Raw genomic sequence first — 24,387 nt, forward strand, 5'->3', positions numbered from 1 at the left:
TTCAAAGGCCTACCGCCCATGCGATGGGAAGGGTGATATCGCTAATTTTAAGCCACTCACCTTCGCTTTCTAACGCAACCCAGCCCCGCCCGTCCGGTCCCGCCTCAAGATAAGCTTGTCGGTAATTACGGTCGCGTTTCAGGTCGCCCCCGACGCTACTGAGACCAAAGATCCGAACATCTAGCGTTTCCAAATCCAAGAGCCGGCCTGCGAGCAGAGGGTACTCTCGTTGCAAATAAGCCAACGGTCCCTGCCGAAAAACAGCTTCATCAATCAGATCCCAAGCCGTGACAACCACGGATAACCGCGGCAGCTCACCATCCTCCCGATCAGCAAGTGAACCTTCAAGGAAGCGAATCAACTCACATAACATGACCTGGGTTGGCAGCCCCTGATCCTCCTCCCCTCCGAGTTTTTCCAGCATCCGGCGCGATGTCACCCAATCGAGGGGACGCACATCTTGGTCGGAGTCAACGCGTACGAAGAGTAAAGCCCCATCAGCACGCGACAGCTCAGCCATCCATTCAGGATCAATCTCGCTTTCGATCACTGCATTACGCCAAAGCTCTCCTGAAATGTCAGGCACGACGATTCGGGCCCTTGGCCCTTCTTCACTGGCTGCGACCACCACCTCGAAATTTCGACGCGCATCGCTGTGTTCGGTACGAGGAGCGAATGCGCCGGAATAAAGGTGATCGGTTATTTCAAGTACGAAATTGATGTCGTCAGGTTGTTCCGCGGCACGTAAAGCACCAGTTCCCAGGTCGAGTGCTCGCCACAGTGGGCCAATGTAATTGGTCTTACCCGAGTCAGGACCGCCAAGAAGTACGATTGATCGGGTCATTGGTCTCTCCTGTGACGTAAGTAGGCGCGGTCCCCGTCGGCAGAGTCAGTTGACCGCCAGAAGACTGATCGTTGGTTCCTTGCTGTAGCCGTTCGATCAATCAAATCGGCCAAACCGAAGCCCGCCGGGATGTCGTCAGGGTGATCAGAAAAGGGCGCAACGCCTATTATCTCAGCCGACGCCCCGCGTCGTGAAAGCTCTGACTGCAATCTGTTGATCACAGTGTCATCTAGGGCATGCAAATCGCGGTGAGTTACGACCACCAGCAACCGTGGTTCACGGCCACCCATCATGGTATTCAGACGCTGCGCAAGCTGGCCTACTCGGGTTATCACGCCATGACGTTTTTCGATATCTGCGAGCGAACGACCATCGAGAACAACCCAGATCGCTTCAGCTGACTTCATGAAATCCAGCCGATCCGAACGACCTGTACTGACTAGGGCCTGCGTCCACTCACCGGGCACGTCAGGAAGAGCCAAGTCCACACGTCGTCCGTCCGACGTTTTGACGAGTTTAAGATGAAGGAAACCTGGCCCATGATCGTCAGCAAGCTCAGTATGAACAGTCATTTGCTCCGGCGCAGTTCCATCGTTCCAATCTCGGGCACCGCGTGCAATCTCCTCGAATGCGGACAAGCTCTTGCTGTCCGCGAACGACCAGCCCTCAAGCTTCGCATGCGAGACAAGAAGATAGAGGCTGGCCAGGCAGGCAGTCTTTCCAGACTCAGGATCACCAAGAATGCCGACAACGTTGACGTATCGGTTGCCCATTAAGGCGTTCAGGGCGCTGAGCCCAAGCGTCCTGCTCGATGGCAACACGCTGCCACGGATAGGTTCATCGAGCACTGGTGCGCCCAGTTCTGACGTTAGACCATCAGCGTCGTCCGGCAAGTCCACCAAGCTGGGTTGATTAGCCGCACGGTTACTACACGACGAGGGTAGACGCTCAAGTGCGCATATTCCCGTGTCGTCAACGGTACACCCTTCGTAAGTGCACGAACCACTCATATCTTCCCTTGACCCCGTGATGCGATTGTGGCAAATCCTGCCTCCAGTATCGCCCGGCCGCCCCACTCAGAAACTCGGCGCTTCACAGAAGCCCCATATTGGTCGGTCTCCCCAGTGGCTAAAGCATGAAGGAGAGGGAAAATCGTTGGGTGGGTGGCGACCAAACCCTGACTGAAAGGTGCTCCAAGCGCTGTGCGGTCTTCGCCCAATGCCTCAAGCAATTCTTCTAGATTGAGCTCTGGATCTAAGTCCAGTGTTCGAAGAACAATTTCGCGGTGCACCTGGCACGGTAGACGACGGAGCATTTTCGCCCCTTCGACGCCTGCAGCTATGATTCGTGTCGGCTCATTAATAGCGGATAACTGTTTATTCAGCAGGCGGCTGCGACCTAGCTGCGCCCACCATAGGAAATCCAGTTCCTCTCGGTCCAAAACGGCATTACGGCGCAGCGCCTCAACAGTATTACTTAACGCTTCGTGGAAGTTGCTCGTGGCTGCATTACTTGCGTCAATCGTCACAGAAAAAGCAGCAGGATCGGGGACTGCGGTCCGCTCGCGAGCTTTCTCTGCCGCAGTATCTGCCCAGTCCGCGGCGGTTTGTAGTACTTCGCTTCGCAGATTTTCACGCCGCTCATGCGTCAGAGCTGGCTGGTATGCCAAGGCGGACCAGAGCGCCGCAGCGTAGGCGTCGGGGGTCGTCCAACCATTGTTTGATGGCTGACCACTCATAATAGTAATCATCGCCATTCCAGCACAGATGCCTACATCAAGTGGACGTTCCTCATAAAGGAAGGAAGATGACTTTTTTTGGATGGCGGCCTGAATTTCAGCTCCCAGCAAGGCTGAAGGTCTTCCCTCACCGTTTAGAGCCTCGGCGACCTCTGCCGCTTTGGCCAAGATCTTCGCGACAGTGGATTCTTTCCCCCATTTTCCGCCGAGGCTGGTGGCCGCCGTACGTCTTGAATTCACGTCATCGTCACCGACGGTGACTCCGGAAATTCTCATGTGAACCGCAATATTTTGCATTACCGTGCCCCGTCCTTTCGCTCACCAATTAACTGATCCATCATCTGTTCGACCTCGCTCAGTTTTCCTTCTTTAACGAGCATGTCCAACAATCTGCGCTCTAGCCCCTGGGACATCTGTTCATCGGAGGCGTCCAGCAGCGCGTCCAATGCAACAAGGATACGCAGCCGCTCTCCTTCCAGCAGGTCTCGGAAGAACCTAAGCCGGGCAGTTTCATAGCCCTCTTCGTTTGGTGCCATGGTACTTGGCTCCCCATCTAAGGACTCCGTTGGAACCATTTCAATTGTCGGTTCCACAGGGCGCAGGCTTTCTTCGAAAACTGTTTCGTCTGCATGATGACGATGTGTAGGGGCTTCTGGGCGGGCCGCCTTGGGAAATGACGTACATGCCAAACGGAAGTTTGGATGCTTCCCGCCCAGACGCTCGTCATCCGCTTCGAAGCAGGTGCGCTTTGCACTCCATGCGCGAGGATGCATGGTTACCGACAAACCGTCGATTTCTTCATCCCAGTCAAACTCTATGATGTTATAGGTGAAGGTGTATTCGTCATTTGACTTGAAGGGAACGGTAGCGCCTGCGGCGAGCATCATCAAATCTGAACCCGGCTCGACATTTTCGACCGCCACTTTGGGATTGTGCTCATGACCTGAGATAAACACGCGCGCTCTGCTGCGGATATAATCTCGCACTTCACCCTGATCTTTGTACCAATGCAGTGGGTGATGGACGAGAACAATATTTTCCACCCCAGGTGTGCGAGGGATTGTGAATTGACGTGCGCCTAAAATCAGCTCTGGATGCTCGTCCTTTTCCCCCCCGTAACAGAGCAATGAAGAGTTGAACCTAATAAAACGAATCGCCCGCCCGGGTGCAAGGCTCACTTCCATTTCCGAAGCGTAAGCACCTTCGTCGTTTAGCGGGCAGTTGTATGCAAAGCTGAAACGACCGTAGTCCTCGAATCGGGCAAAAAGGGCTGCTCGATCCGTCGGATTACTCATGATTTTCTCGTACTCTGCCGTGCCTCCCGCCCGAATATGATTGAGTATCTGCTGGCCAGCGAACGAAAGTTTTGTTCGGTCGAGGTCATGGTTGCCTGGCACCATTTGGACTCGATGGATTTCCACGCCGATGTTCGCCGCAAGATTGTCCAGCCATTGACCCGCTTCGTCATATTCGGCCCGTTTGCCGGACTGAGTGATGTCTCCTGTCACGAGGATGCCGTGAGCGACCCCTCCGGGGAGGCCGGAAATAACCTCTTTCGCGTCCGCGATCAGCTGCTGCTTCACGTCGTCATGAATATGAATTCGGTCGTCCGTTTCTTGACCGAAGTGAATATCAGATACGTGAACGAAAACTGCCGGCATGTTTCCTTTCCTTAGGTTGCGATCGCATAAAGGCATTATGGCATCAGAAGATAAGTTTTATCATTATTAGGCTCTCGTCACCTACTGGGTTTTGCTCTGCCAGGACAGCATGGGCCAACCACGTGCCTACCTACGCAATGCTTGAAAAACGGTGGCCTCCTCATCGAGGTATGGGCTCGCGTCCCTAGGGAACGGTGACATCTACCGACCAGCGATAGGCTTCTATGGCTCGATGTTGGCTTGAGCATCAGTCCATACCGAATCCATCGTCCAATGGAGACAGAAATGAAAAAGCTTATTTACAGGTGGATTCGTCGAAAGCAAGATCACTTAAAAAGAACTACTGATCGTCGGTACAACGGGATCTGGATGGGCGACGCTCCGGAATTACTTAATGCCCAACAACTACTGGCAGGTGACGTGCTGTTTTGTGGCCAACCCAGAGAAAATGGCTGCAAGCTCACCGAGGTGATTCAAAACACGACTGATGGCGTTTATGTCCATTGCGGCGTGTATATCGGCGATGGTGCGGTTGTGGATGCAGTGGCCAGAGGTGTACGTGAGATTACTTTGGAGCAGTTTGTCTCCAACTACACTTATATTGCAGTCACACGATGCCCCGGGACGAATGAAAAGAGATCGAAGGCAATCACCCAGTTCGCTCGTCGCTGTGTCGGGTTACGGTATAACCGACTTGGCGCTGCCATGGTTCCGTTACGCGAGTACTTGAACATACGATGGCACTATGACCTCCACAATATTGGACGCGAGCGTAGATTCAGGAAATCACAACGGACGAGAGCGGCTCGAAATGGTTACTTCTGCTCGGAATTCGTTGTGCAGTGCTATATAGAATGCGGCTACATTCCAGAGGGGCAGGGCTACTACGATGCTAAATGCTGGTCTCCCACCGGTTTAGCAGAAGACCGATTCTTTGAGCTTATTGGCTTCATGTCCGTTGGGGGATTGATGGCCGTTCATCCCGGTGACCCGCATATATCGGGGAGCGCCTGGGTTCTGACACCGGAAGGGCAGCAGGTACTGAAGGAGCGAAAGGAGCGGATGGTTTTGGAAGTCGCAACATATTTGCTAAAGGCACAAAGCGAGGACGCTGTTAACTAGCATGGAAGGATCATGCTCGTTGCTAATCCTTAGCAACCAATGTCGCTCTTTGCCGCAAGGAATCAGTCAACATGGTTGCGATCGGGAGAGTGAATTCGGCTTAAGGACCTCGATCAACAGTATTTCAGGCAATGATGACCGAGCTGCACCTCCATTTGACCGAACTTCACTAAATCCCTCTTCTACAAGCGGGCTGAGACCGACTCCTTCAGTTTGTTCAGAAATCTCTGGTCACGCATCTATAGACGCGGTACCAGGCCAAGTCCGCCTCTCCCCTTCCACCTGCTGAACGTCGGTTGAAGAGAGCAAAGCTATCTACTGTTCCTCTGGACTCACGCTGGGTACCATCTGAAGATCTTTGATTTGACGGGACTTCAGCAGGGATGGATGAGTACAAACTTTACGTCGAGGATACGATCGGCAAGCTCATAGAGAAGGATCAATTTGAAGCAGACACCCTGCGTAGGGAGCCGTGGTACCAGAACGGAAGCGGAGAAAAGCTCTCGCAATTCGCAGTATGCCCGGCCTGCGACAACCCGATTCAGCTGGTCGGTCTCTATCAGTTACCCGAAAACGTGAACAACCCATACGGGAAACATACGACGTCGGGAATCCGAGATATCGCACCGCTGAAGACCGAAGCTCGTGACAACTGTCCGTACTTCAAGCCACGTCAGCACCAAAAAAGTGATCGTAAGGCCAGGTTTGATGGTAACCGTCCGGCCAGCACCCTCTCCTGACAGCCCTCCAAATTGGCCAAGATAGTGGACACCATTTTTTAGTGGACACTATCTTGGATACAGTTGCCCCAGCCCGTCGAGCCGGTCGCCGCCCCAACTTTCCGCTGGACTTTAAACGCCAAGTCGTCGAGGCCACCTTCCAGCCTGGCGCCTCCGTGTCATTGATCGCTCGCGAACATGACGTCAATGCCAATCTGGTCTTTCGCTGGCGGCAGCAATACCAAGAAGGGCTATTCGGCCCGGTCAGCCAGAGTGCTTCGTTTTTGCCAGTCCAGGTGATCGAGGCGCCAATGGATCTGCCGCCAGTCTTCCAGCCACAGGCAGAGTGTCATTCCGAGATCGCAGTTGAGGTAGGAAAAGCCAAGTTGCGTATCACCGGAGCACCAGACCCGCAGACGCTGCAACTCGTCTTGCAGCAGTTAGTGCGATGATTGCCCCTCCCGCTGGAACCCGTATCTGGATCGCCGCTGGCGTCACGGACATGCGTCGTGGCTTCGACGGTTTGGCGGCCATGGTGCAGACTCAACTGGAAGCCGATCCCTTCTCCGGTCAGATCTTCGCCTTTCGCGGACGGCGTGGTGACCGGATCAAACTGTTGTGGTGGGATGGCGACGGCTTGTGCCTGTTTTGCAAACGGTTGGAGCAAGGACGCTTTGTCTGGCCGCAAGCAACCAGCGGCAGCGTGTCGCTGACGACCGCGCAGTTGTCGATGCTGTTGGAGGGCATTGATTGGCGCCGGCCAATTCGTACAGCACCCGTCCTCGCGGTCTGACTTGCCGCGCTGAAAAAATCCCCAGTAATATTCGGGCATGACCCTCGTGACCGACTCCCTGCCGAATGATCTTCAAGCCTTGAAGGCGCTGATCGCTGCCCAGCACGCAGAGATTGAGCGCTTGAAGATGATGATCGCCAAGCTGCGTCGTACGCAGTTCGGTCGCAGCTCCGAGCAACTGGAAGCGATGATCGACCAGCTCCAGTTGAGCCTTGATGAGCTGCAAATCAGCCAAGCCGAAATGACACCTCCAGTCGAGCCGGCACCTCGCGCAGTTTCGCGCCGTAAACCATTGCCTGAACACCTACCTCGCGAAACCCACGTTCATCAGCCCGAGTCGCAATGCACTGGCTGCGGTGGGACGCTTCGCCATTTAGGTGAGGATGTGTCCGAAGTGCTGGAGTACGTTCCGGCACGTTTCAAAGTCATTCGCCATGTCCGTCCGAAGTGGGTTTGCCGCTGCTGCGAGCACTTCGCCCAGGTGCCGGCACCGAGTCGCCCGATCGCCCGAGGTCTTGCCGGCCCAGGGTTGTTGGCCCATGTGCTGGTCTCGAAGTTTGTCGATCATTTGCCGTTGTATCGGCAGTCCGAGATCTACGCCCGTGAGGGCGTGGAGCTGGAGCGCTCAACCCTGGCCGACTGGGTTGGCCAGAGCAGTCAGTTGCTGCGACCACTGATCAACGCCCTTGAGCACCACGTCATGAGCGGACACAAAGTCCATGCCGACGACACGCCGATTGGCGTGCTCGCGCCGGGCAACGGCAAGACCAAATCGGCGCGCCTGTGGACGTACGTGCGGGACGACCGACCTACGGGGGACGCGACACCGGCGGCGGTCTGGTTTGCCTACTCGCCGGATCGCAAGGGGCAACATCCCCGCGCGCATCTCAAGCGCTTCAGCGGGATCTTGCAGGCGGACGGCTATGCCGGTTTTGCTCAACTATATGCCACGGGCACCATTGAGGAAGCGGCGTGTTGGGCTCACGCCCGGCGCAAGTTTTACGAGGTCTACAAAGACCTGGCTTCACCACTTGCCGCCGAGGCGCTGCAACGGATTGCGGCCCTGTATGCCATCGAAAGCGAGATTCGAGGGCAACCGCCCAACCTGCGAAAAGTGGTTCGGCAAAGCCGAGCCAGTCCGCTGCTGGAACAACTCCACGCGTGGCTCAACCAGACGCTGACTCAACTGTCGAAAAAATCGGCATTGGGCGGTGCGATTCTCTATGCCCTCAATCGGTGGCAGGCCTTGGTGCGCTATTGCGATGACGGGCGAATTGAGATCGACAACAACGCTGCCGAACGCGCGCTACGTGCTGTCGCGCTAGGCAGAAAAAATTATCTGTTCGTCGGTTCCAACGCCGGCGGCGAACGAGCGGCTGCGATTTACAGCCTGGTGGGTTCAGCCAAACTCAACGACCTGAACCCGCAAGCCTATTTGACACACGTGCTGGAGCGCATCGCCGACCACCCGATCAATCGGGTCGACGAACTGCTGCCCTGGAACGTTTCTCTCGCCTCCACGGAACTCTGCGAGGCCGCCTGATCCATGGTAAAAACTGTTCGCTTGCCAAAACCCGAACCTGATTTGTTGCTACTGCACATTGAATTGAAGTGGATCGAACCTGCCATCTGGCGCCGTGTGGCGGTGCCCGAGAACATCACCTTAGGCAAATTGCACGCGGTGATCCAGATCGCAATGGGCTGGCACGATGACCATCTGCATGAGTTTGAAATAGCTGGTGAGAGTTACGGTATTCCCGACTCCGATGGATGGGGGCCTCCCGTGAACTCGGAGACCCGCAAGACTCTGATCAAAGCGTTGAACGGGAAAAGGACATTCCGCTAGGTCTATGACTTTGGCGATGGCTGGGATCACCGGATCAAAGTCGGAAAGAGAAATCCGATGCCCACTCCGTAGGACATTGAGTCGAAATCCAATCACGATGTTCTCATTGGAAGGGTCTGCAACAGATGTCGATTAAGCTCCTGGCCCACGCCGAACGCCTCTTGGACGCTTACGATAGTCAATCCTTGATGCTTGGAGGCCCAATCTTCTGCCGCTGGGATAGATGCGAAGAAATGCACATGGCAACAGAAGGACTGACGAACGTCGGCCGCCTCCTGCGGCAATACCAGTGACACTGCCACGTCGGCAGGTTCAACAGCCTGTATCTCGCTGGGTGAAACCGTAAGCGAAACGGGTGCTCCAGTTGCAGCGCAATGCGACGAGACGCGAGCTGTACGGCCGATTAACGCCGGGAGCATCAGGGTGTCCAGCGCGCACCAGGCATACAGCCGGCGGTTGTCAATTTCCAAGACATGCGACGTCTCGCGCAAGGTGAGGACATAGCCGATGATGTTCCCATCGTTGTCGTATTCGGTACTGGTGGCTTGTTCGAGCACAGCCGCCACTTGCTCAGCGGGCCAGCCAAGAGTCCTGGCAAGCGTAGTTCGCGAAATCGGGCGTCCCTTGGCAAGTTCACCCAGTAGCGCGACCAAGAACTCCGCAAAACCTTTGGGCCGGTTGGTCGGGGTGAGACGTTCGGCGATCTCGGTAATGTAGCGGGCAAATTTCATGGTGCTCTCCATTCATCCAGCGCAGCAGGACAATTGCTTTACGTCCTTGGTGAAAGTCTGCGCCGCGAGCTTCAGGCCCTCGACCATGGTTAGGTAGGGGAACAACTGGTCGGCCAGCTCCTGCACGGTCATGCGGTTGCGAATAGCCAGCACCGCCGTCTGAATCAGCTCGCCCGCTTCCGGGGCCACCGCCTGCACGCCGAGCAACCGACCAGAACCCGCTTCGGCGACCAGCTTGATGAACCCTCGCGTGTCGAAGTTGGCCAGCGCACGCGGCACGTTGTCCAGGCTCAGCGTGCGACTGTCGGTTTCGAGGCCTGCGCGCTGTGCTTCCGCTTCGCTGTAACCGACGGTGGCCACCTGCGGATCGGTGAACACCACCGCCGGCATGGCATCGAGATTAAGCGTAGCTTCGCCGCCGGTCATGTTGATCGCCGCACGGGTGCCAGCCGCCGCCGCGACGTAGACGAACTGCGGCTGGTTGGTGCAGTCGCCGGCTGCATAGATATCCACTGCGCTACTGCGCATGCCCTGATCGATCTGAATGGCGCCGCGTTCATCCAACAGTACACCCGCCGCTTCCAGGTTCAGGCTTTGGGTGTTGGGCGTGCGGCCGGTGGCGACGAACAGTTGGTCGGCGCGCAGTTCACCGTGGTTGGTGGTCAGTACGAATTCGCCGTTGGCGTGGGTCACCTGACTGGCTTGTGTCTGCTCAAGCACGTCGATGCCCTCCATGCGGAAGGCTGCGGTCAGCGCCTCGCCGATGGCCGGATCTTCGCGGAAGAACAGCGAGTTGCGCGCCAGGATGGTGACGCGGCTACCCAGCCGGGCAAAGGCTTGCGCCAGCTCCAAGGCCACCACGGATGAGCCGATCACGGCGAGCCGTTGCGGAATACTGGCGCTGGCCAGTGCCTCCTCCGAGGTCCAATAGGGGGTGTCTTGCAGCCCGCGAATCGGCGGCACGGCCGCACCGGCGCCGGTAGCGATCAGGCAGCGGTCGAACGCGACTTCGCGCCCGCCCCCCTCGACCAGTTCGACGCTGAGCGTGTGGCCGTCCTGGAAGCGAGCGGTGCCACGCAGCACGGTGATGGCTGGTGTGCTCTCCAGAATGCCTTCGTACTTGGCGTGACGCAGTTCGTCGACAAGGCCTTGCTGTTGCGCGAGCAGCCGCTCGCGCAGGACGGTCGGCGGCGTGGCGGGCATTCCGTCATCGAACGGACTCTCGCGGCGCAAATGAGCCACATGCGCGGCGCGAATCATGATTTTCGACGGCACGCAGCCGACGTTGACGCAAGTGCCGCCGATGGTGCCGCGCTCGATCAGAGTGACGCGGGCGCCGGCTTCCACCGCCTTCAAGGCGGCCGCCATTGCCGCACCGCCGCTGCCTATGACTGCAATGTGTAGCGCGTCGCCGTTTTTGCCGACCTCGGTGTCGCTGCGCAACCAGCCCAGCGCCTTATCGAGCTGGCCGGGGCGCGGTTGTAGCGAGGCGACTTCGAACGACGCTTGATACCCAAGGGCCTCGACGGCGGCTTGCATTTGTTCACGGCTGACAGCCGCGTCGGCCGTCATTTCGGCCTTCCCACCGGCGTAGGAGACGTCCGCCCGGTGCACGCCGGAGATTCCCTCCAGAGCATCTCTGACGCGGTCGGCACAGGAGGCGCAGGTCATACCGTGGATTCGCAGTGTGGTCATAGCGTTTACTTCCTCAAATGGGTCTCTTTGCGGCATTACTGTTTTGGCTGTGGTGGGCAGGCACCCGGGGCGCAACGGGGGTGGGCGGGCGACACGAGATCCCAGATCGAGCCCCCAAGCATGAGGGCCAGACCGATATAGAGCAGCCAACCGCTCCGCCAGCCATAAGCCCGCATCAAAAACACCGCAGCCAAGACCAGGACAGGGCCTATCAGGCCGAGTGCAGTTCGCTGCCACTGCCGATGTTTGAGCCAGCCAAGGGAATTGACGAGCAGCGCCAGGGCCGCAAACAAGGGCAGTAGCGTGGTGATGAACAGGCCTTCCCACTGGCTCAAAAAGCCCAGACCGATTGCAGCGCCTAAGCTAGCCAGAGCAGGAAAACACGCGGCGCAGCCTAGGGCTGAAACCAGCACACCGACGGAACTGGCTTTGTCACCGATCCGCGTGAACAGATTGAGAGGATTTCTCATTGGTATTTCCTCCTATTGCTTGATGGTAGATGGATAGCCGGCATCCTCGGTCGCCTTGGTCAGGGCCTCGGAGTTGGTCTTGGCATCGTCGAAGGTCACGATGGCTTCGCGTTTCTCGAAACTCACCTCGGTCTTGGTCACGCCCTCGACCTGGGTCAGCGCTTTCTTGACCGTGATCGGACAGGCGGCGCAGGTCATGCCCGGTACCGACAGGGTGACGGTTTGGATGGCGGCCCACACCGGGGAAACCACGGCAATGAGCGCGAGAGCGGCAAACAGCTTTTTCATGGGAGACTCCTGCCTGATCAGTAAAACAACGGGAGGATGTAGGGGAAACCGAGCGCGACCAGCACGAGTGCCATCACGAGCCAGAAAATGAACTTGTAGGTAGTTCGTACCTGCGGAATTGCGCAGGTCTCACCGGGTTTGCAGGCTTGAGCCGGGCGGAAAATGCGCCGGTAAGCGAAGAACAGCGCCAACAATGCCGCGCCGATGAAAAACGGGCGGTAGGGCTCCAGAACGGTGAGATTACCGATCCAGGCGCCGCTGAAGCCCAGGGCAATTAGCACCAGCGGGCCCAGGCAGCAGGTGGACGCAAGGATCGCCGCCAGACCTCCAGCGAGGAGTGCACCACGGCCCTTTTGTGATTCAGACATGGGTTCAACCTTTCGAATGTTTGATCGATGGGTTAAGGTTATTTCCGTAGTCAGGTACGGAGTCAAGCGGTATGAAAAACACTGCGGAAAGCCTGACCATTGGCGTCTTTGCCAAGGCAGCCGGGGTTAACGTGGAAACCATTCGGTTCTATCAACGCAAAGGGCTGTTGCCCGAACCGGACAAGCCCTACGGCAGCATTCGTCGCTACGGCGAGGCGGATATTGCACGGGTGAAATTCGTGAAGTCCGCACAACGGCTGGGCTTCAGCCTCGATGAAGTGGCCGGACTGTTGCGGCTCGATGACGGTACGCACTGCAATGATGCGCGTGTGCACGCCGAGCAGAAGCTCGAAGACGTGCGGGGGAAACTTGCGGATCTGCGGCGGATCGAGTTGGTCCTGGCGCAGTTGGTTGATGACTGTTGCGCGAGCCACGGGACGGTTAGCTGCCCGCTGATCGATTCGCTGCATGGAATAGATAGCCACGAAAACTTCGCGCCTTAGCCTACGATTTCCCGTTTCATTGCCCCCCTGTTTGTCGGCTTGAACAGGAAAAGAGCGGCGCTCAATGAGCCCCGTTGACTGGCCAAACCTACGGTCTGCTTTTAGCCACGCTCTTACCCTACAGAGCCGAGAGTCCTGATCACTTCGAATGCAAATGATTGGTCAGTTGCAACGCAAATGGGTGGTCAAGTGGGGTGCAATTTCGCAGTTTTTGAGTGTGAGCGCGTCAATCAGCGGTTAAAGGGGATTAAGGTCTGAGATGCAAGGCGGTGTAGTTCGGACGCTTACGTTTGATGGGGTTCCGAAGAAAATCATCAAGTTGCTGGTTGAGCAGTTCGATCGTGTGGTTTACATCCTGGAGAAGCAAACCCAAGTGGTGCTGTCCCCGAGGGCGCTGAGGGGAATGCTGGAGCGTTACAGGGGAGAACAGGGCTATCTCTACACCGGTGCGACGCTTCGAAACGTGCCCTGGATCTTCGCTTACATGTCGGACGCCACACCCCTGTTTGCCCAAAAGGTCAATGGAAACGATGAGCTGACTAAAGCAGTTCTCACACATGTCCCCAAGGCGAAGATTGATAGTAACGGGCGATTGGATACCGCAACCAAAGGTGCCTTCATTGATCTTAAGATGAGCTTCATCCGGCATCGAATTATCAAAGATAGCGAGGCGTCTGGTTTGATTGAGAGCATGGTGTTTGTAGTATCGCAAAGCCTTAAAGGGGAGCTTGTGGACGTTTACAAGGACGTCATCACCTTTGAATCGCGTTGGTTCGAGCGCCTCATCCAAATGCCAGTTGATCATCCCTATCGAAGGATGGACAGGGTTGAGCTTGCTAGGGAAGTACTTGGCGACCTGCTGTAAACAATACGTTAATGCCGCCGCATCTGCAGATGGCCGAGAAAAGCGGGATCCGGGAAGAACCTATGATTTGCATTGATTGCGTGACACCGCCCCCACTGAAGAGGTTGTTCGACACGCTCGGGACGGAGGCTGACTGTAAGTACTGCGGCAATCTGGGGCACACAATGGAGCCGAGTCTCCTGTTCAGCTACATCTACGACCGTGTAGCAGAGAATGTAGCCGGCAAGGATGACCTGTCCCACTACGAACTCGGCTTGCTGTATGAGTGCGGATCGGACGAGATCGCCGTTTCGGATATTGATATCGTCCTCATGGAGTGGTTCGATCTCGGCAAAGAGCCCTACTTTGAAGATCTGTGCGATGGCGTTCCACGTGAGTTCAGGGTTGATGACGCGGGGGACGAAACGCATTTCTACGGCGATGATGGTACGTTGGAGCAGAACTTCTACGAGGATCGCTGGAAGAAGTTCGTTAATGATGTCCACTACAAGCACCGTTATTTCAATTCAGGAGCCGACAAGTTCCTCGATTCCGTCTTTTCGCTGCTGGTGACCGACGGCGGCGAGCTCAAACCGGAGGTGATGCGGACCATCGCCCAGGGCGAATTGCTCTACCGCGCACGCCTCGCCCAGAACCAAAAGCAGGCGGAGGAAATCATCGCCGATCCCGCCGGCCAATTCGGCCCTACACCAAAACACCTGGCCAGCAGCCAGCGGATGACCCCGAATGGCATTTCCGCCCTGTATTGCGCATTGGAGCGAGAGACCTGCCTCAGCGAAATCCGCTCCATTACCGGCGATCACGTAGTCAGTACCGCCCTGACACCCATCGGCGAGCTGAAGCTCCTGGACCTCACAGTGCTGGATCGAGTAGAGCCCCCGGATCTTACGTTACTGGATGAGGGCTTCCGCGACTCACTGCATCGGAAGGTTTTCCTGGGCTCGTTGGTAAAGAAAATGTCCCGACCCAAGGCGCGCAATGACGAGTTGAGCTATTTGTCGACGCAGGTGGTTTTCGAGTACTTGCGGCTACGTTTCGGCAAGTACGTGGATGGGCTGGTGTTCCCCTCCGTCCAAACGGGCGAGGCAGGAACCAACGTGGTTCTCTTCCCTGAAGTCAGTCGACTCTTATACGAGCCTCCGGCCAATTCTGATCCAGCAGATGGCTCTGCCCCGAAGGCCGTGCCAGCGGAAAACCTATATGGGTCGTCGGCTAGACTTGTTGTAGTGGCTCACTCCATCCAGTTCCACAAAATCACTGCGATTGAAACCAAGGCCAAGCATTACGACCATATCTACGGATTGTTCATGAGCGAATTGAATAGCAAGCGGTTAGGCCCGATTTTCGAAATGAGGGAAGTGAAGGCGGAAGGTTGACGCTTCAGTCGACAAACAGCTTCGAACTAGTCATAGAGTCGTCGCGATCGTCTGTCAGAGCAGTCAGTTGAATCTGTTCGCATGGACGGAGAGGACAAGTCGGCCTCCTCTAGACCAGAGAAGGCTGGCCCATTCGATTCAGCTTAGCGATGCGTTGTGACGAGATGGTGACGAGTCTTGGGGTCTGGCTGAAGCGCGGGTAAGGGGCGATGCTTGGTTTGTGCCGGTCGCCGCTTGAGCATGAGGATGTTATGGCCTTTTGCCTTCGCGATGTGATATTGCTTTGCACTCAATTTGACTCGCGAAAGGAGATGCGAATGTCTGGTTCTGGCGGTAGCTATCTGGGTTCATCTACACCCACCACTTCCTGTGCGGCACTTCAGTTTGATACCCAGCTAGCTTCACCGAAAGCACAGGTGGTTGGGCAGCTGAGCGTCAACGACATCCTCGACGTTGTCTTTTCGCAGTCGGGTAACCAGCAAGTCGTCTCCGCACTTTGGAACGGCGCTGAGGCAGGAGGGATTGTCGATCCACATCTGAACCAATTGCGAAGCTGCATGAGCCAGGGTGAACAGTACCAGGCACGTGTGCTGCAACTTGGTGGAGGTCAAGTACGCCTCCGGGTTTACCACGTTTAATTTCGAGCAAGGAGAGCTCTATGATCACAATTGTAGGAGGCGTCTACCGAGAGCGGTGCATGCGCCCGGCCTGGGACGATATTTATGGCTCGGCAGGGAGAGCTGCAACTGCTATCGCCCGTTTCGGTGGACAGGTGGAATTACATGCCTGTGTAGATAGCAACACCCAGATTGTCGTTGATGCTCGCGCAGCCGCAGAAGGGTTCCAGTTCAAGGCTACAGCTGCGCAGGCAGGGGTTACTTTCGAGTACATCCATGGCCTCGCCAATCCAGATATTCGACGTGACACCCACGTTAAATTGGAGCTTCAGGTTCGCGCCGAGAAGGTGCTTCGATTCGGCATGATCGATGGAACGGCAGTGGTTGATGCTGAGTACGTGGTGTTTGACCCACAGAATGCCGACGGTACGGAGTCCTTTGGGGCCAATGGCTCTGAAGCAAAGCACTTGGCTTTGGTCTTGAACCGCCACGAGGCCAATCTGTTGGTGCCCACTTCCAGTGGGTTGACCGCACAAGAGCTCGCAATCGTGCTTGCCGAGCAGGAGAGCGCGGAGGTAGTTGTCATCAAGATGGGGCCGTTGGGTGCCTTGGTGTATGACAACGGCGCAATCTCGACGGTACCTGCATACCGCACTGAGCGGGTATGGAAGATCGGCTCAGGAGATACCTTCGCTGCCCACTTCGCATTGGGATGGATGGATAACGGCCTTTCGGCTCACGATGCAGCCTCGGTTGCCTCCGTTGCGACGGCCTTTTATTGCGAAAATCAAGGCTTCCCCGACCAGGCTTTGCTTGCTGACTTTAAGCCGTACCCACTGCAGCCATCAGCTCGGTATCGCGATGGCTACGCCCCTAAGGTGTACCTCGCAGGGCCATTCTTCACCCTCGCAGAGCTGTGGATGGTCGGGCAGGCTCGCAGAGACCTGCTGGCAATGGGGCTGGATGTATTTTCCCCATACCATGACGTAGGTCTTGGCTCTGCTGAGGACGTGGTCGAAAAGGACCTTGAAGGGGTGCGCGATTGCGACGTTCTACTTGCGATTGGTGATGGGCTTGACTCGGGCACAATCTACGAGATTGGCTACGCTCGGGCATTGAACAAACCTGTCGTTTTCTACGCAGAAAATGAGTCCGAACAGGACAAGAAAATGATGGAAGGCTCCGACTGCCGCATCACCGATGACTACGTCAGTGCGATCTATCAGACGGTCTGGGAATCGGTAGTGCTATGAAGACAGGATTATTGTTGTCTGGTGGGATGGACTCATTGACGATTGCCTGGTGGAAGCACCCGGACATCGCGTTCACCCTGAACTACGGTCAGCTTGCGGCGCAGGCCGAGATCGAGGCTTCTAGGACGATCTGCAAACAGTTGGAAATCCCTCATCATGTGATTGAGATTGACTGCCGCCAGCTGGGCTCGGGAGATATGGCAGGCAGCCAAGCCGACAGCCTGGCTCCAGCCTCGGATTGGTGGCCGTACCGGAATCAGATGCTGGTTACACTGGCGGCGATGAAGGCAATCTCGTTCGGCGTAACGCACTTGTGGTTGGGCACCGTGAAATCGGATGGCTTCCATAGGGATGGCTCGCCCGAGTTCATGTCGGCGATCAGCCATCTGCTATCCCTACAGGAGGGTGGCATGGTGGTGGAAGCTCCTGCAATTGAGCTTTCTACTGCTGAGCTTGTCCGTAAGTCTGGCATCCCTGCGAGTCTTTTGGCCTGGGCGCACAGCTGCCACAAGTCGCATGTTGCGTGTGGCAACTGCCGTGGCTGCAACAAATACATGGAGGTGTTTCAAGAGGTGGGGTATGACTTGGATCGACCTGGGTGACCCAACTCCAAGGCTGGCTCCTGAGTGGTATGAGCCTCTCGAGTGGGAAATTGGTGATGTCTGCCCGCTCCCTGCTTCCTCGGAGGCGTTAGACCGGCCGTTCGGCGAGGTTTTGGATGCGCGTGCGTCGCATCGCGAGTTCGGCGTCGTCTATGACCTGCAGCTCGGAGCCTTCCTCTGGCATGCATGCAGAACTCGAGGATCCGGTACGTCAAACCTAGGTTTTGATCTGGAGCATCGAGCGGCCCCCTCGGCTGGAGCTATCCACCCTATACATATCGTCGTTAAGCGGCCCGAAGATGATCGATGGTGGATGTATGAGCCTAGGGCCCACCAACTGGTGGAACTCCGACATTCGACCGGCAAGCTTGCAGGCCTTTATGAACTCAGTCTGCGGGTTCTGGGCGGTGATGAGGCAACACGAATTCTGTTTCTGGCCGAGCCCGGAAAAACATTGGGTAAATACCAAGATGGATGCAGCCTTGTTTGGCGTGACGCGGGGGTGCTACTCGCGGTCATGGCATTAACTGCGACAGCCCAGGGACTCAACTTCTGTCCGCTGGGTATCACCGGTGAGCCTTGGGCCAGTACCCTAGCCGATCAGGGAAAGTTGGCTGGGGTTGGCCTTGCTCTTCTTGGGTCTGCTACGAGAACCTGAATCAGGTGCGTGGTGCCCCATGCCCATGATGCTGTGCACCGTGGCGGGCGATGACATCATCTCCAACCACATCAGGGCATCGAGCTCCGATGCCCTGACTCCAAGTCCTTTACTGAAGCGGATGAACTGCTCTTCCAGCTCCAGATAGTGTCGCTCAACGGTCAAGTTGCTCTCGAAGAACCTACCCAGTAGCCCGGCACGGAGAATGTGGATGTCCAGGATTGCTACGTCGTCCGCATCCAGCCAGTTACGGGCAACCCACGATGCGGTCTTGTAACCAATGCCTGGAATATCCAGCAGCCAGTCGCGCAGCGCTTTGCCGGAGCCTAACGGAGGCCGTTCAGCAGACAGCTTCTGAAGAGCCGCGCTGAGGTAGCGAGCCTTTTGAGTGGCGAAGCGGTACCGCACTTGGCGACCATCGATAACAAGGGGCTCTTTCAGCCACTCGAGCAGGCTTTCTTCTGAAGGTGGTTGGTCGCCAAAGGCACCGCGTTCTTTGACGTGGTGAAAGGCGGCGAGCCCGACGCTAGCGGGGATGCCATGCCCCCCCAACAAGCACGCGCCAACTTCTTCTTTCAGCGTTGCCCCGAGCTTGTAGTTGATCCGATCGCCAGTGAGACGGCGTGCGTACACTTGGTACGCCCAGTAGGCAGGAGTTGGGAATGCCTCCATGGCTCCCCACGGGACGCCCGGAATAACTTCGGCGTCTGCTTTGGGCAGCTCGACATTGAAGACCGCTTGATCCATGAAAATAGCGCCTAATTGCATCAGGCGGCCTCCTCGGCAATGCCGTAGTGTTCCTGCATCCATTGCAGTAACTCGTGTCGCTCAATGGGATCTAGGCTCTCGATACGAGTACGGAGCCTGGTTTGGCGACGCTGAATGGTTTGGCGGTCTCGGAATGTTTCGCCCATGTATCGACTGTCGTGCAAACGGCTGGGAGGTTCGAAGTTCATCCACACCGTCTCCTCGCGCAGCTCTACATGGGTCTTAGCTGGAAAACTCACCTTGCGCCACCCGATGAGCTCGCGGTTGTAGAGATCACAGTCATAGCCTGAAAGCATCACATTGCAAGGTAATGCGAGCAAGCACCGCAGTAAGCGGATGTGGTCTTCTTCCGAGTAATCGCATCGATAGACCTTCGCTCGGCGGCGGGTTTCAGGGACGTAGGGCGGATCAACATAGACCAACTCCTGGCCTTCGAACGGATACCCTTCAAGGAACGCAACTGCATCGACTTGGTGGAGTTCGCAGGTATCTGGAAGCTTCGTTCGCCAAAGCTCAATGACTTTGGCGTCGAGGTCCAAGCCAATATTCCTCTGCGCAGCCTTTTTGTTGCGCATGACTGCCCCGCCACCAAGGTGGGATTCGATGTATGTCTGATGCGGTGGCATCAGATTGATCAAGCGCTGGTAGCACTTGCCTTTTCCGCCTGGATATCTCATGTCGCAAGCATCGTCAGAAATGACGATGATGTCAAGGCGAAGCGCCGAACGGCCACCATGTGTGGAGTTCGGTTAAAGGCGGAGTCATAAAATTCAGATGGGCCTTAAGCCATTTATGTGTCCAACTACGTCAATCTGCTATGATGGCATTCTGACTTTACTTCGTATGGCCTGCTCTAGAAGTTCCATCTAAAGTCAGTCAGGAAAACGCGCATGGATGGGCGGGACCAGAAGGCCTCCCAGCCGAGCCTGAGCGCAATAAGATCTGAGCAATGGACACGCCCTATTCATGAACTCCAATGTGAACTCACTGCCGGTTGAAGGCAGTGCTGAGGTTTCGATTGAAACTGACCTAACGGATCCTCGTCCGATTTTCCTTGCCATGCAGGGAGGCGGTGCAAAAGGGATCGCCCACGTAGGAGCGCTGAGCTCCATCGAAAAATTTGACTATAAGATTAGAGGAGTTTCCGGAACCTCTGCAGGATCTATGGTTGCCGCTTTGGTTGCTGCTGGCTATAAAGCCGATGAACTTGTGAATCTTGAAACCCGGGAGCATTTATTCAGCCACAGTGCAGAGACGCTGGGTTTTGAACAGCCAACCGCTATTTTCCCAGGCAATGGTTGGAAAACACTTAGGATGTGGCAGAGGATTGGGCTTGGTCTAGCTATTTTAATTAGCGCCATTATCAAAGTATTTACCTTCGGTAAAGGTTCCAAGGCAGATCGCTCCAATCACGATCCACTTGTTGGTTGTAAGGTTCTTAAAAAAAAGCTCGATCCATTAGCTGAAAAGCCTGGCAGGCTGAAGCGCTATTGGAGGTTTTTCACTCGATCTTCATGCTCATTAATAACAGGGACGTGGTTCACTCTGAAAATCAGTGTGGATGTGCTTTATGTAGCTACCCTGTCGCTTCTATTGCTTATTGCTATTGGATTTTCCGTCGAGTATGCGGTGAAGATAATGCCGGGTGCAACGGTGATATTTGTTTCTTTGCTAATTTTCTTTATTTTGATTGTAGGGCGTTGGATATACAAAACCTTGTCGGGTTTTTTTGCTGGGCTTAACAATGTTGGGAATGTCTCGCTATTGATAGATAACGCAATTTCTGAAAAGCTACGGGCGAATGGTTATCCAAACTCTGGCAATATTACTTTTAGCGATTTAAAAAAGGCGAGGTCTGAAAATAACCCTACTATTCCGCTTAAGATTGTGGCGACGAATGTCGCCCATGAGTGCTTGGAATTGTTTTGCGAGGAGCGGACTCCGGATGTAAAGATAGGCGACGCAGTAGCTGCTTCTGTATGCCTTCCTTTCGTGTTTAAACCTTGGAATCTTTCGTTTAATCGACACACTGAAACTCACGTTGTTGCAGTTGACGGGCAGTTTTTGGACGGTGGGTTGGTATCGAATTTACCAGCATGGCCATTCGATGAGGAGCGCCTACAGGATCCCGATGTAGGAACTATTGCACTGAGCATTGAGTCAGAAGAAGTTCGAGGGGCGAAACACTGGGCAGCGGCAGCTTTGGAGACCGTGATAAATGGATCAAGTATGGTTCATACACGCGCAACGGGCAGCACCCTAAAGATTCCCTTGGTGCCGAAGCTGAAAATGATGGCATTCGGCGCTTCAGCTGAGGATGTTCGCGCTGAAGTGTATGCGGCGTCGTCTGCAGTTACTGTCCGCCTCACCAAAGAACTCGGCACCCGGAATGCGTTAGGCGATGCCGCAAACCATCTCCACGGTTGGTTTGTAAATGCTGTTCAGGAAGGCGCGGGGCAATGGTGTAGAGAACCACTTAGGCCACGGGTACGCGTCGCCATTGTGGCCGAGCGGGGCGGGAACGTTGCTACGTTGTCCAATGTTTTCACTCAAGGTTATTACGAGGCTGAGGTTGATCGGGCTGTTTCGCGCCGTTCTGATTGCTGGATTTTCAAAAAGGCATTTGAAAAGCGTAGGCCACAACTATTCCCCATACCTCGACGTGGGGTGAGGGTGGATGAATACAAAGGGGAGCGGATCTGGTCTGGGGTCCGGTGGGTTGCCTGCTTCCCGGTCCGCCTCCGGGGCGAGCTTGAACCGGGGCGTCGCGAACGTCTTTGCGCGGTCGTTGTTGATTCCACGTTCCCAATCCATGGGGATATGCCGTCCGTCCAGCTCTACTTGAATTCCTTCATGACCAATGCATTTACTGAAGTGTTAGATTATTTTGACGAGCACGACTTGATGCGTGCCGTTCAGGGGGAGAACACATGGATATAGATTCGTTTGAGCCCAGCGATGAGTGGATGGATGAGTTGCAGGAACGGCTCGACAGATTGCGTGAGATCCGGGCCACTACCTCTAAGATGCATTACGTGGCAATGGACGTCGATGAACATACATCAGCTTTAAAAGATTGGGATCGGACGCAACGGCCTCAGTCTCTTGCCATTCACAAGCGTATCATGGGCGTGCTGCATGAGCGGGAAGCAGAAACTGCCTACAAACGTAGTTTGAGGCACGAGAATCTTCTCAGAGAACTAGATGAATTAGGTTACGAGCAATGGGAAAGGAGCGGAAAAAAAGCCCAGTTTGATGAACTTACAGAGAATACTCTGAGGCGTAGTCGTCTAGCTGCTTTCCATGGGGCTGAAGGGAACACCGGCGCTTGGGAAAAACAATTGCGCGAGATTCGCGAATCCTTACTGAGTTACGAGCTAAGCGACATGGGTTTAAATAATTCTGCCAAGTATAAGGGTAGAAGCGCAATAACAGACTTATGGGCAAAACAGGCCGGTTGGATGAGTATTGAGCACTTTAAGCCTAAGCATCATCGGGCAGATAGTGAGCTATGGCAGAAGGATGGTGACCATATGAGTTTGGCCGCGCTTGTTGAAGCCAAGGGAGTCCATGCAGCCATTACTCATGACGAACATACGATTAATTTTAAGCCATGTGATAAGCACAGGCGAGATGATCACGGCTAACGCCATAACCCTGTACGGCCTCGAGTTGCATGGGGTTCTGCCTCATATAAAGTAATGCAGGTTGGCTGTTCTCCATTTTTTCTGCGCATGAGGGCACAGCCGTTCCGATCTTCGGTTTCATTTGATCTACAATTTTAGTTAGGAGATATTTTCTGTTTCTTGTCCCGGGAATTTGGTTTATGAGTTTCGCATCATACTGCCCTAACTATTCCCCTCTAGGCAGAGATTACATGTGTAGAAATTTTCTACTATTGTTGCATTGAGGTCTGAATTAATAGCTACTGCGATCTGAGGTGTTGGCAACAGATGTTCTAATCCAGTGGACTCGGAGGACAGCATCTCTCTAGATACGAAAAGTTTTTTGAAGTCATTCCACTGTTACCTCCAAGTCAACTTTGGATAATCGGAATGAACGTAGATGGCTGTTCCGCTCGTCCCTTTATGTATTTGGAATAAACGAAAGGTGAGTATTAGCGATTAGCGTCCTAGCTCTAGCCCTTCAGCTAGTATCGATATTCTCTACCTGAAGGGTAGTTTGAAATTGGCCAGACCTCTAGGTTATGGTGACTTTATCCTGTAACTAATAGGTTTTGGTTGAATCAAACTAGATCTTGGAGGCATGGCAGTCACCTTGTGGCGTCACCGGCAGACGTGCTCCAAAACCGGAGTTTATCGTTTCCTCTCATCAGGGGTGCAAGCCTCGTTAATAAACGGTCACGCCTTAAAAATTGCGGCGGGCCGGGAGCGCATCTATTTTGTGAATCCATTAGGCGTTTCTCATTTTTTCTGTGATTCCTCCGCCAGGCTTGAACAGAAAAAATGATTCTCTCCCAGTGTTTGCTAGACCTCTCAAATCAGCAATTTTGTGAACCTACATCAGGCTACCCGCTAAAACAAAAAGGCCAACGCTAAGCGTTGGCCTTTTTTATTGGGTGAAACTTAAGCGTTTTACAATTGCTCCACGTGGAACATCAGCGTTTTTAACCTTGGGCAGCCGCCACACTCTCCAACCGATAGCCGTACCCGTAGATGGTCAGCAGCTGCCAACCCCGGTCGGCGGTCAGCCCCAGCTTGTTACGCAGCCGATAAATATGTGTATCCAGTGGCCGTGAGGAGACCATTTCTTCATGGCTCCAAAACCGCTCATACAGGTATTCCCGAGACAGTGGCCGAGCCAGGTTGGCGAACAAGCAACTGGCCAGGCGGTATTCACGCTCAGTGAGATTGATCGGCTTACCCGCGCGCGTCACCGTCAGTTCGGCATCATCAAAGGTCAGGTCGTTGAAACTCTGCACCTCATTAGTCGCTGGCTTTTGCAGCCCATGGCGGCGTAGCACGGCGTTGACCCGAGCCTTGAGTTCGTTTGGCCGAAACGGCTTGCTGACGTAATCATCCGCCCCGCTGTTGAGTGCGGTGACGATATCGCTCTCGGCATCGCGGCTGGTCAACATAATTACGGCGGGTGGTGAGTCCATGTGCTCGCGGGTCCAGCGCAACAATGCGATGCCTGTGATATCCGGCAGTTGCCAGTCGAGGATCAACAGGTCAAAGGTTTCGCGGCGCAGTTGGCGCAGCAGGTCTTCACCGCGTTCGAAGAAATGCAGGGACCAGGGTTGCTCTGCGGTGCTGGGGATCTGTCGCAGCGTCTGTTCAACCCGACGCAATTCAGCGGGTTCGTCGTCCAGTATTGCGACACGCATGGGTGGGTCCTTTCTACAAAAAATACGACAGCCGACGGTCTGTTCAATCGCGTAGGTAATGCACAGATGCCTGTGGTTGAATCTGAATAATTATGGCCAGACTCAATGCTCACAGGATCTATC

At 55.1% G+C, this 24,387-nt stretch carries 24 protein-coding genes and 3 pseudogenes; 15 read left to right on the plus strand and 12 right to left on the minus strand.

Annotation, left to right across the window (positions count from 1 at the left end):
* Nucleotide 1: 1 nt before the first annotated feature.
* From HBO41_RS23195 to HBO41_RS23210, 4 genes are all read right to left on the minus strand, one after another.
* Nucleotides 2-844 (minus strand): hypothetical protein, encoded by an 843-nt coding sequence (locus HBO41_RS23195; RefSeq protein WP_169987897.1) that lies wholly within the window; start codon nt 842-844, stop codon nt 2-4.
* Nucleotides 841-1,692, minus strand: coding sequence for a TRAFAC clade GTPase domain-containing protein (locus tag HBO41_RS23200; protein ID WP_346342976.1), 852 nt, complete (start codon nt 1,690-1,692; stop codon nt 841-843). The genes HBO41_RS23195 and HBO41_RS23200 overlap by 4 nt, the downstream gene beginning before the upstream one ends.
* 158 nt (nt 1,693-1,850) lie before the next feature.
* Nucleotides 1,851-2,879, minus strand: coding sequence for a GTPase-associated system all-helical protein GASH (locus HBO41_RS23205; RefSeq protein WP_169987901.1), 1,029 nt, complete (start codon nt 2,877-2,879; stop codon nt 1,851-1,853).
* Complete coding sequence (locus HBO41_RS23210; protein WP_169987903.1) at nt 2,879-4,243, minus strand: metallophosphoesterase; 1,365 nt, start codon at nt 4,241-4,243, stop codon at nt 2,879-2,881. The genes HBO41_RS23205 and HBO41_RS23210 overlap by 1 nt, the downstream gene beginning before the upstream one ends.
* A gap of 285 nt (nt 4,244-4,528) precedes the next feature.
* Here HBO41_RS23210 and HBO41_RS23215 point away from each other — a divergent pair, with 285 nt between their 5' ends.
* From HBO41_RS23215 to HBO41_RS23240, 6 genes and pseudogenes are all read left to right on the plus strand, one after another.
* The gene (locus HBO41_RS23215; RefSeq protein ID WP_169987905.1) at nt 4,529-5,365 is read left to right on the plus strand and encodes a YiiX/YebB-like N1pC/P60 family cysteine hydrolase; all 837 of its coding nucleotides are present in this window, start codon (nt 4,529-4,531) and stop codon (nt 5,363-5,365) included.
* 383 nt (nt 5,366-5,748) lie between these two features.
* Nucleotides 5,749-6,078: pseudogene (locus HBO41_RS23220) on the plus strand (hypothetical protein); the annotation flags it as partial.
* A 161-nt stretch (nt 6,079-6,239) separates the two neighbouring features.
* Nucleotides 6,240-6,536, plus strand: a pseudogene (locus HBO41_RS29920) (transposase); the annotation flags it as partial.
* Nucleotides 6,533-6,877 (plus strand): IS66 family insertion sequence element accessory protein TnpB, encoded by a 345-nt coding sequence (gene tnpB, locus HBO41_RS23230; RefSeq protein ID WP_003425037.1) that lies wholly within the window; start codon nt 6,533-6,535, stop codon nt 6,875-6,877. The pseudogene HBO41_RS29920 and the gene tnpB, both read left to right, overlap by 4 nt.
* Before the next feature lie 37 nt (nt 6,878-6,914).
* The gene (gene tnpC / locus HBO41_RS23235; protein ID WP_003425038.1) at nt 6,915-8,420 is read left to right on the plus strand and encodes an IS66 family transposase; all 1,506 of its coding nucleotides are present in this window, start codon (nt 6,915-6,917) and stop codon (nt 8,418-8,420) included.
* A 3-nt stretch (nt 8,421-8,423) separates the two neighbouring features.
* Nucleotides 8,424-8,723, plus strand: a complete 300-nt coding sequence (locus tag HBO41_RS23240; RefSeq protein WP_003425039.1) for a plasmid pRiA4b ORF-3 family protein — start codon at nt 8,424-8,426, stop codon at nt 8,721-8,723.
* Between the two features lie 92 nt (nt 8,724-8,815).
* Here HBO41_RS23240 and merB read toward each other — a convergent pair whose 3' ends face one another.
* From merB to merT, 5 genes are read right to left on the minus strand one after another with little or no spacing between them, the layout of a single operon-like run.
* The gene (gene merB, locus HBO41_RS23245) at nt 8,816-9,454 is read right to left on the minus strand and encodes an organomercurial lyase MerB (protein ID WP_003425042.1); all 639 of its coding nucleotides are present in this window, start codon (nt 9,452-9,454) and stop codon (nt 8,816-8,818) included.
* 12 nt (nt 9,455-9,466) lie between these two features.
* Entirely contained in the window at nt 9,467-11,149 is a 1,683-nt protein-coding gene (gene merA / locus HBO41_RS23250) for a mercury(II) reductase (protein ID WP_003425044.1), read from the minus strand.
* 35 nt (nt 11,150-11,184) lie between these two features.
* On the minus strand, nt 11,185-11,619 hold the full coding sequence (merC, locus tag HBO41_RS23255; protein ID WP_003425046.1) for an organomercurial transporter MerC: 435 nt from the start codon (nt 11,617-11,619) through the stop codon (nt 11,185-11,187).
* A gap of 12 nt (nt 11,620-11,631) precedes the next feature.
* Nucleotides 11,632-11,907 carry a mercury resistance system periplasmic binding protein MerP gene (gene merP / locus HBO41_RS23260; RefSeq protein ID WP_003425048.1) on the minus strand — a complete coding sequence of 92 codons (276 nt, stop codon included), beginning with the start codon at nt 11,905-11,907 and terminating at the stop codon, nt 11,632-11,634.
* 17 nt (nt 11,908-11,924) lie between these two features.
* The gene (gene merT, locus HBO41_RS23265; RefSeq protein ID WP_003425049.1) at nt 11,925-12,275 is read right to left on the minus strand and encodes a mercuric ion transporter MerT; all 351 of its coding nucleotides are present in this window, start codon (nt 12,273-12,275) and stop codon (nt 11,925-11,927) included.
* Between the two features lie 71 nt (nt 12,276-12,346).
* Here merT and merR point away from each other — a divergent pair, with 71 nt between their 5' ends.
* The 7 genes and pseudogenes from merR to HBO41_RS29925 all read left to right on the plus strand — a co-directional run bounded on the left by merR (nt 12,347) and on the right by HBO41_RS29925 (nt 18,149).
* Nucleotides 12,347-12,778: an Hg(II)-responsive transcriptional regulator gene (merR, locus tag HBO41_RS23270; protein WP_003425050.1), complete on the plus strand. Its 432-nt coding sequence runs from the start codon at nt 12,347-12,349 to the stop codon at nt 12,776-12,778.
* Between the two features lie 277 nt (nt 12,779-13,055).
* Nucleotides 13,056-13,643, plus strand: a pseudogene (locus HBO41_RS23275) (hypothetical protein); the annotation flags it as partial.
* Between the two features lie 11 nt (nt 13,644-13,654).
* Nucleotides 13,655-15,019 carry an RES family NAD+ phosphorylase gene (locus HBO41_RS23280; RefSeq protein WP_262380491.1) on the plus strand — a complete coding sequence of 455 codons (1,365 nt, stop codon included), beginning with the start codon at nt 13,655-13,657 and terminating at the stop codon, nt 15,017-15,019.
* Between the two features lie 317 nt (nt 15,020-15,336).
* The gene (locus tag HBO41_RS23285; protein WP_169987907.1) at nt 15,337-15,657 is read left to right on the plus strand and encodes a hypothetical protein; all 321 of its coding nucleotides are present in this window, start codon (nt 15,337-15,339) and stop codon (nt 15,655-15,657) included.
* A 20-nt stretch (nt 15,658-15,677) separates the two neighbouring features.
* A complete protein-coding gene (locus HBO41_RS23290; protein ID WP_169987909.1) occupies nt 15,678-16,889 on the plus strand; it encodes a PfkB family carbohydrate kinase in 1,212 nt (403 codons plus the stop codon).
* Entirely contained in the window at nt 16,886-17,491 is a 606-nt protein-coding gene (locus HBO41_RS23295) for a 7-cyano-7-deazaguanine synthase (RefSeq protein ID WP_169987911.1), read from the plus strand. Before HBO41_RS23290 ends, HBO41_RS23295 begins: the two co-directional genes overlap by 4 nt.
* Nucleotides 17,469-18,149 carry a nitroreductase family protein gene (locus HBO41_RS29925; RefSeq protein WP_169987913.1) on the plus strand — a complete coding sequence of 227 codons (681 nt, stop codon included), beginning with the start codon at nt 17,469-17,471 and terminating at the stop codon, nt 18,147-18,149. Before HBO41_RS23295 ends, HBO41_RS29925 begins: the two co-directional genes overlap by 23 nt.
* On the opposite strand, the gene HBO41_RS23305 is transcribed toward HBO41_RS29925, so the two are convergent.
* Together HBO41_RS23305 and HBO41_RS23310 are read right to left on the minus strand one after the other, a co-directional pair.
* Nucleotides 18,084-18,917: an 8-oxoguanine DNA glycosylase gene (locus HBO41_RS23305; protein ID WP_047296914.1), complete on the minus strand. Its 834-nt coding sequence runs from the start codon at nt 18,915-18,917 to the stop codon at nt 18,084-18,086. The genes HBO41_RS29925 and HBO41_RS23305 overlap by 66 nt on opposite strands.
* Nucleotides 18,917-19,594 (minus strand): DNA adenine methylase, encoded by a 678-nt coding sequence (locus tag HBO41_RS23310; RefSeq protein ID WP_169987915.1) that lies wholly within the window; start codon nt 19,592-19,594, stop codon nt 18,917-18,919. Before HBO41_RS23310 ends, HBO41_RS23305 begins: the two co-directional genes overlap by 1 nt.
* A gap of 289 nt (nt 19,595-19,883) precedes the next feature.
* On the opposite strand from HBO41_RS23310, the gene HBO41_RS23315 reads away from it, so the two are divergent.
* Together HBO41_RS23315 and HBO41_RS23320 are read left to right on the plus strand one after the other, a co-directional pair.
* Nucleotides 19,884-21,857, plus strand: coding sequence for a patatin-like phospholipase family protein (locus tag HBO41_RS23315; RefSeq protein WP_169987917.1), 1,974 nt, complete (start codon nt 19,884-19,886; stop codon nt 21,855-21,857).
* Nucleotides 21,848-22,564: a hypothetical protein gene (locus HBO41_RS23320; RefSeq protein WP_169987919.1), complete on the plus strand. Its 717-nt coding sequence runs from the start codon at nt 21,848-21,850 to the stop codon at nt 22,562-22,564. Before HBO41_RS23315 ends, HBO41_RS23320 begins: the two co-directional genes overlap by 10 nt.
* A 980-nt stretch (nt 22,565-23,544) precedes the next feature.
* Here HBO41_RS23320 and HBO41_RS23325 read toward each other — a convergent pair.
* Nucleotides 23,545-24,264, minus strand: coding sequence for a response regulator transcription factor (locus HBO41_RS23325; protein WP_017135134.1), 720 nt, complete (start codon nt 24,262-24,264; stop codon nt 23,545-23,547).
* Between the last annotated feature and the right edge of the window lie 123 nt (nt 24,265-24,387).

Source organism: Pseudomonas sp. WS 5146 (genome assembly GCF_012985495.1).
Lineage (GTDB): Bacteria > Pseudomonadota > Gammaproteobacteria > Pseudomonadales > Pseudomonadaceae > Aquipseudomonas > Aquipseudomonas edaphica.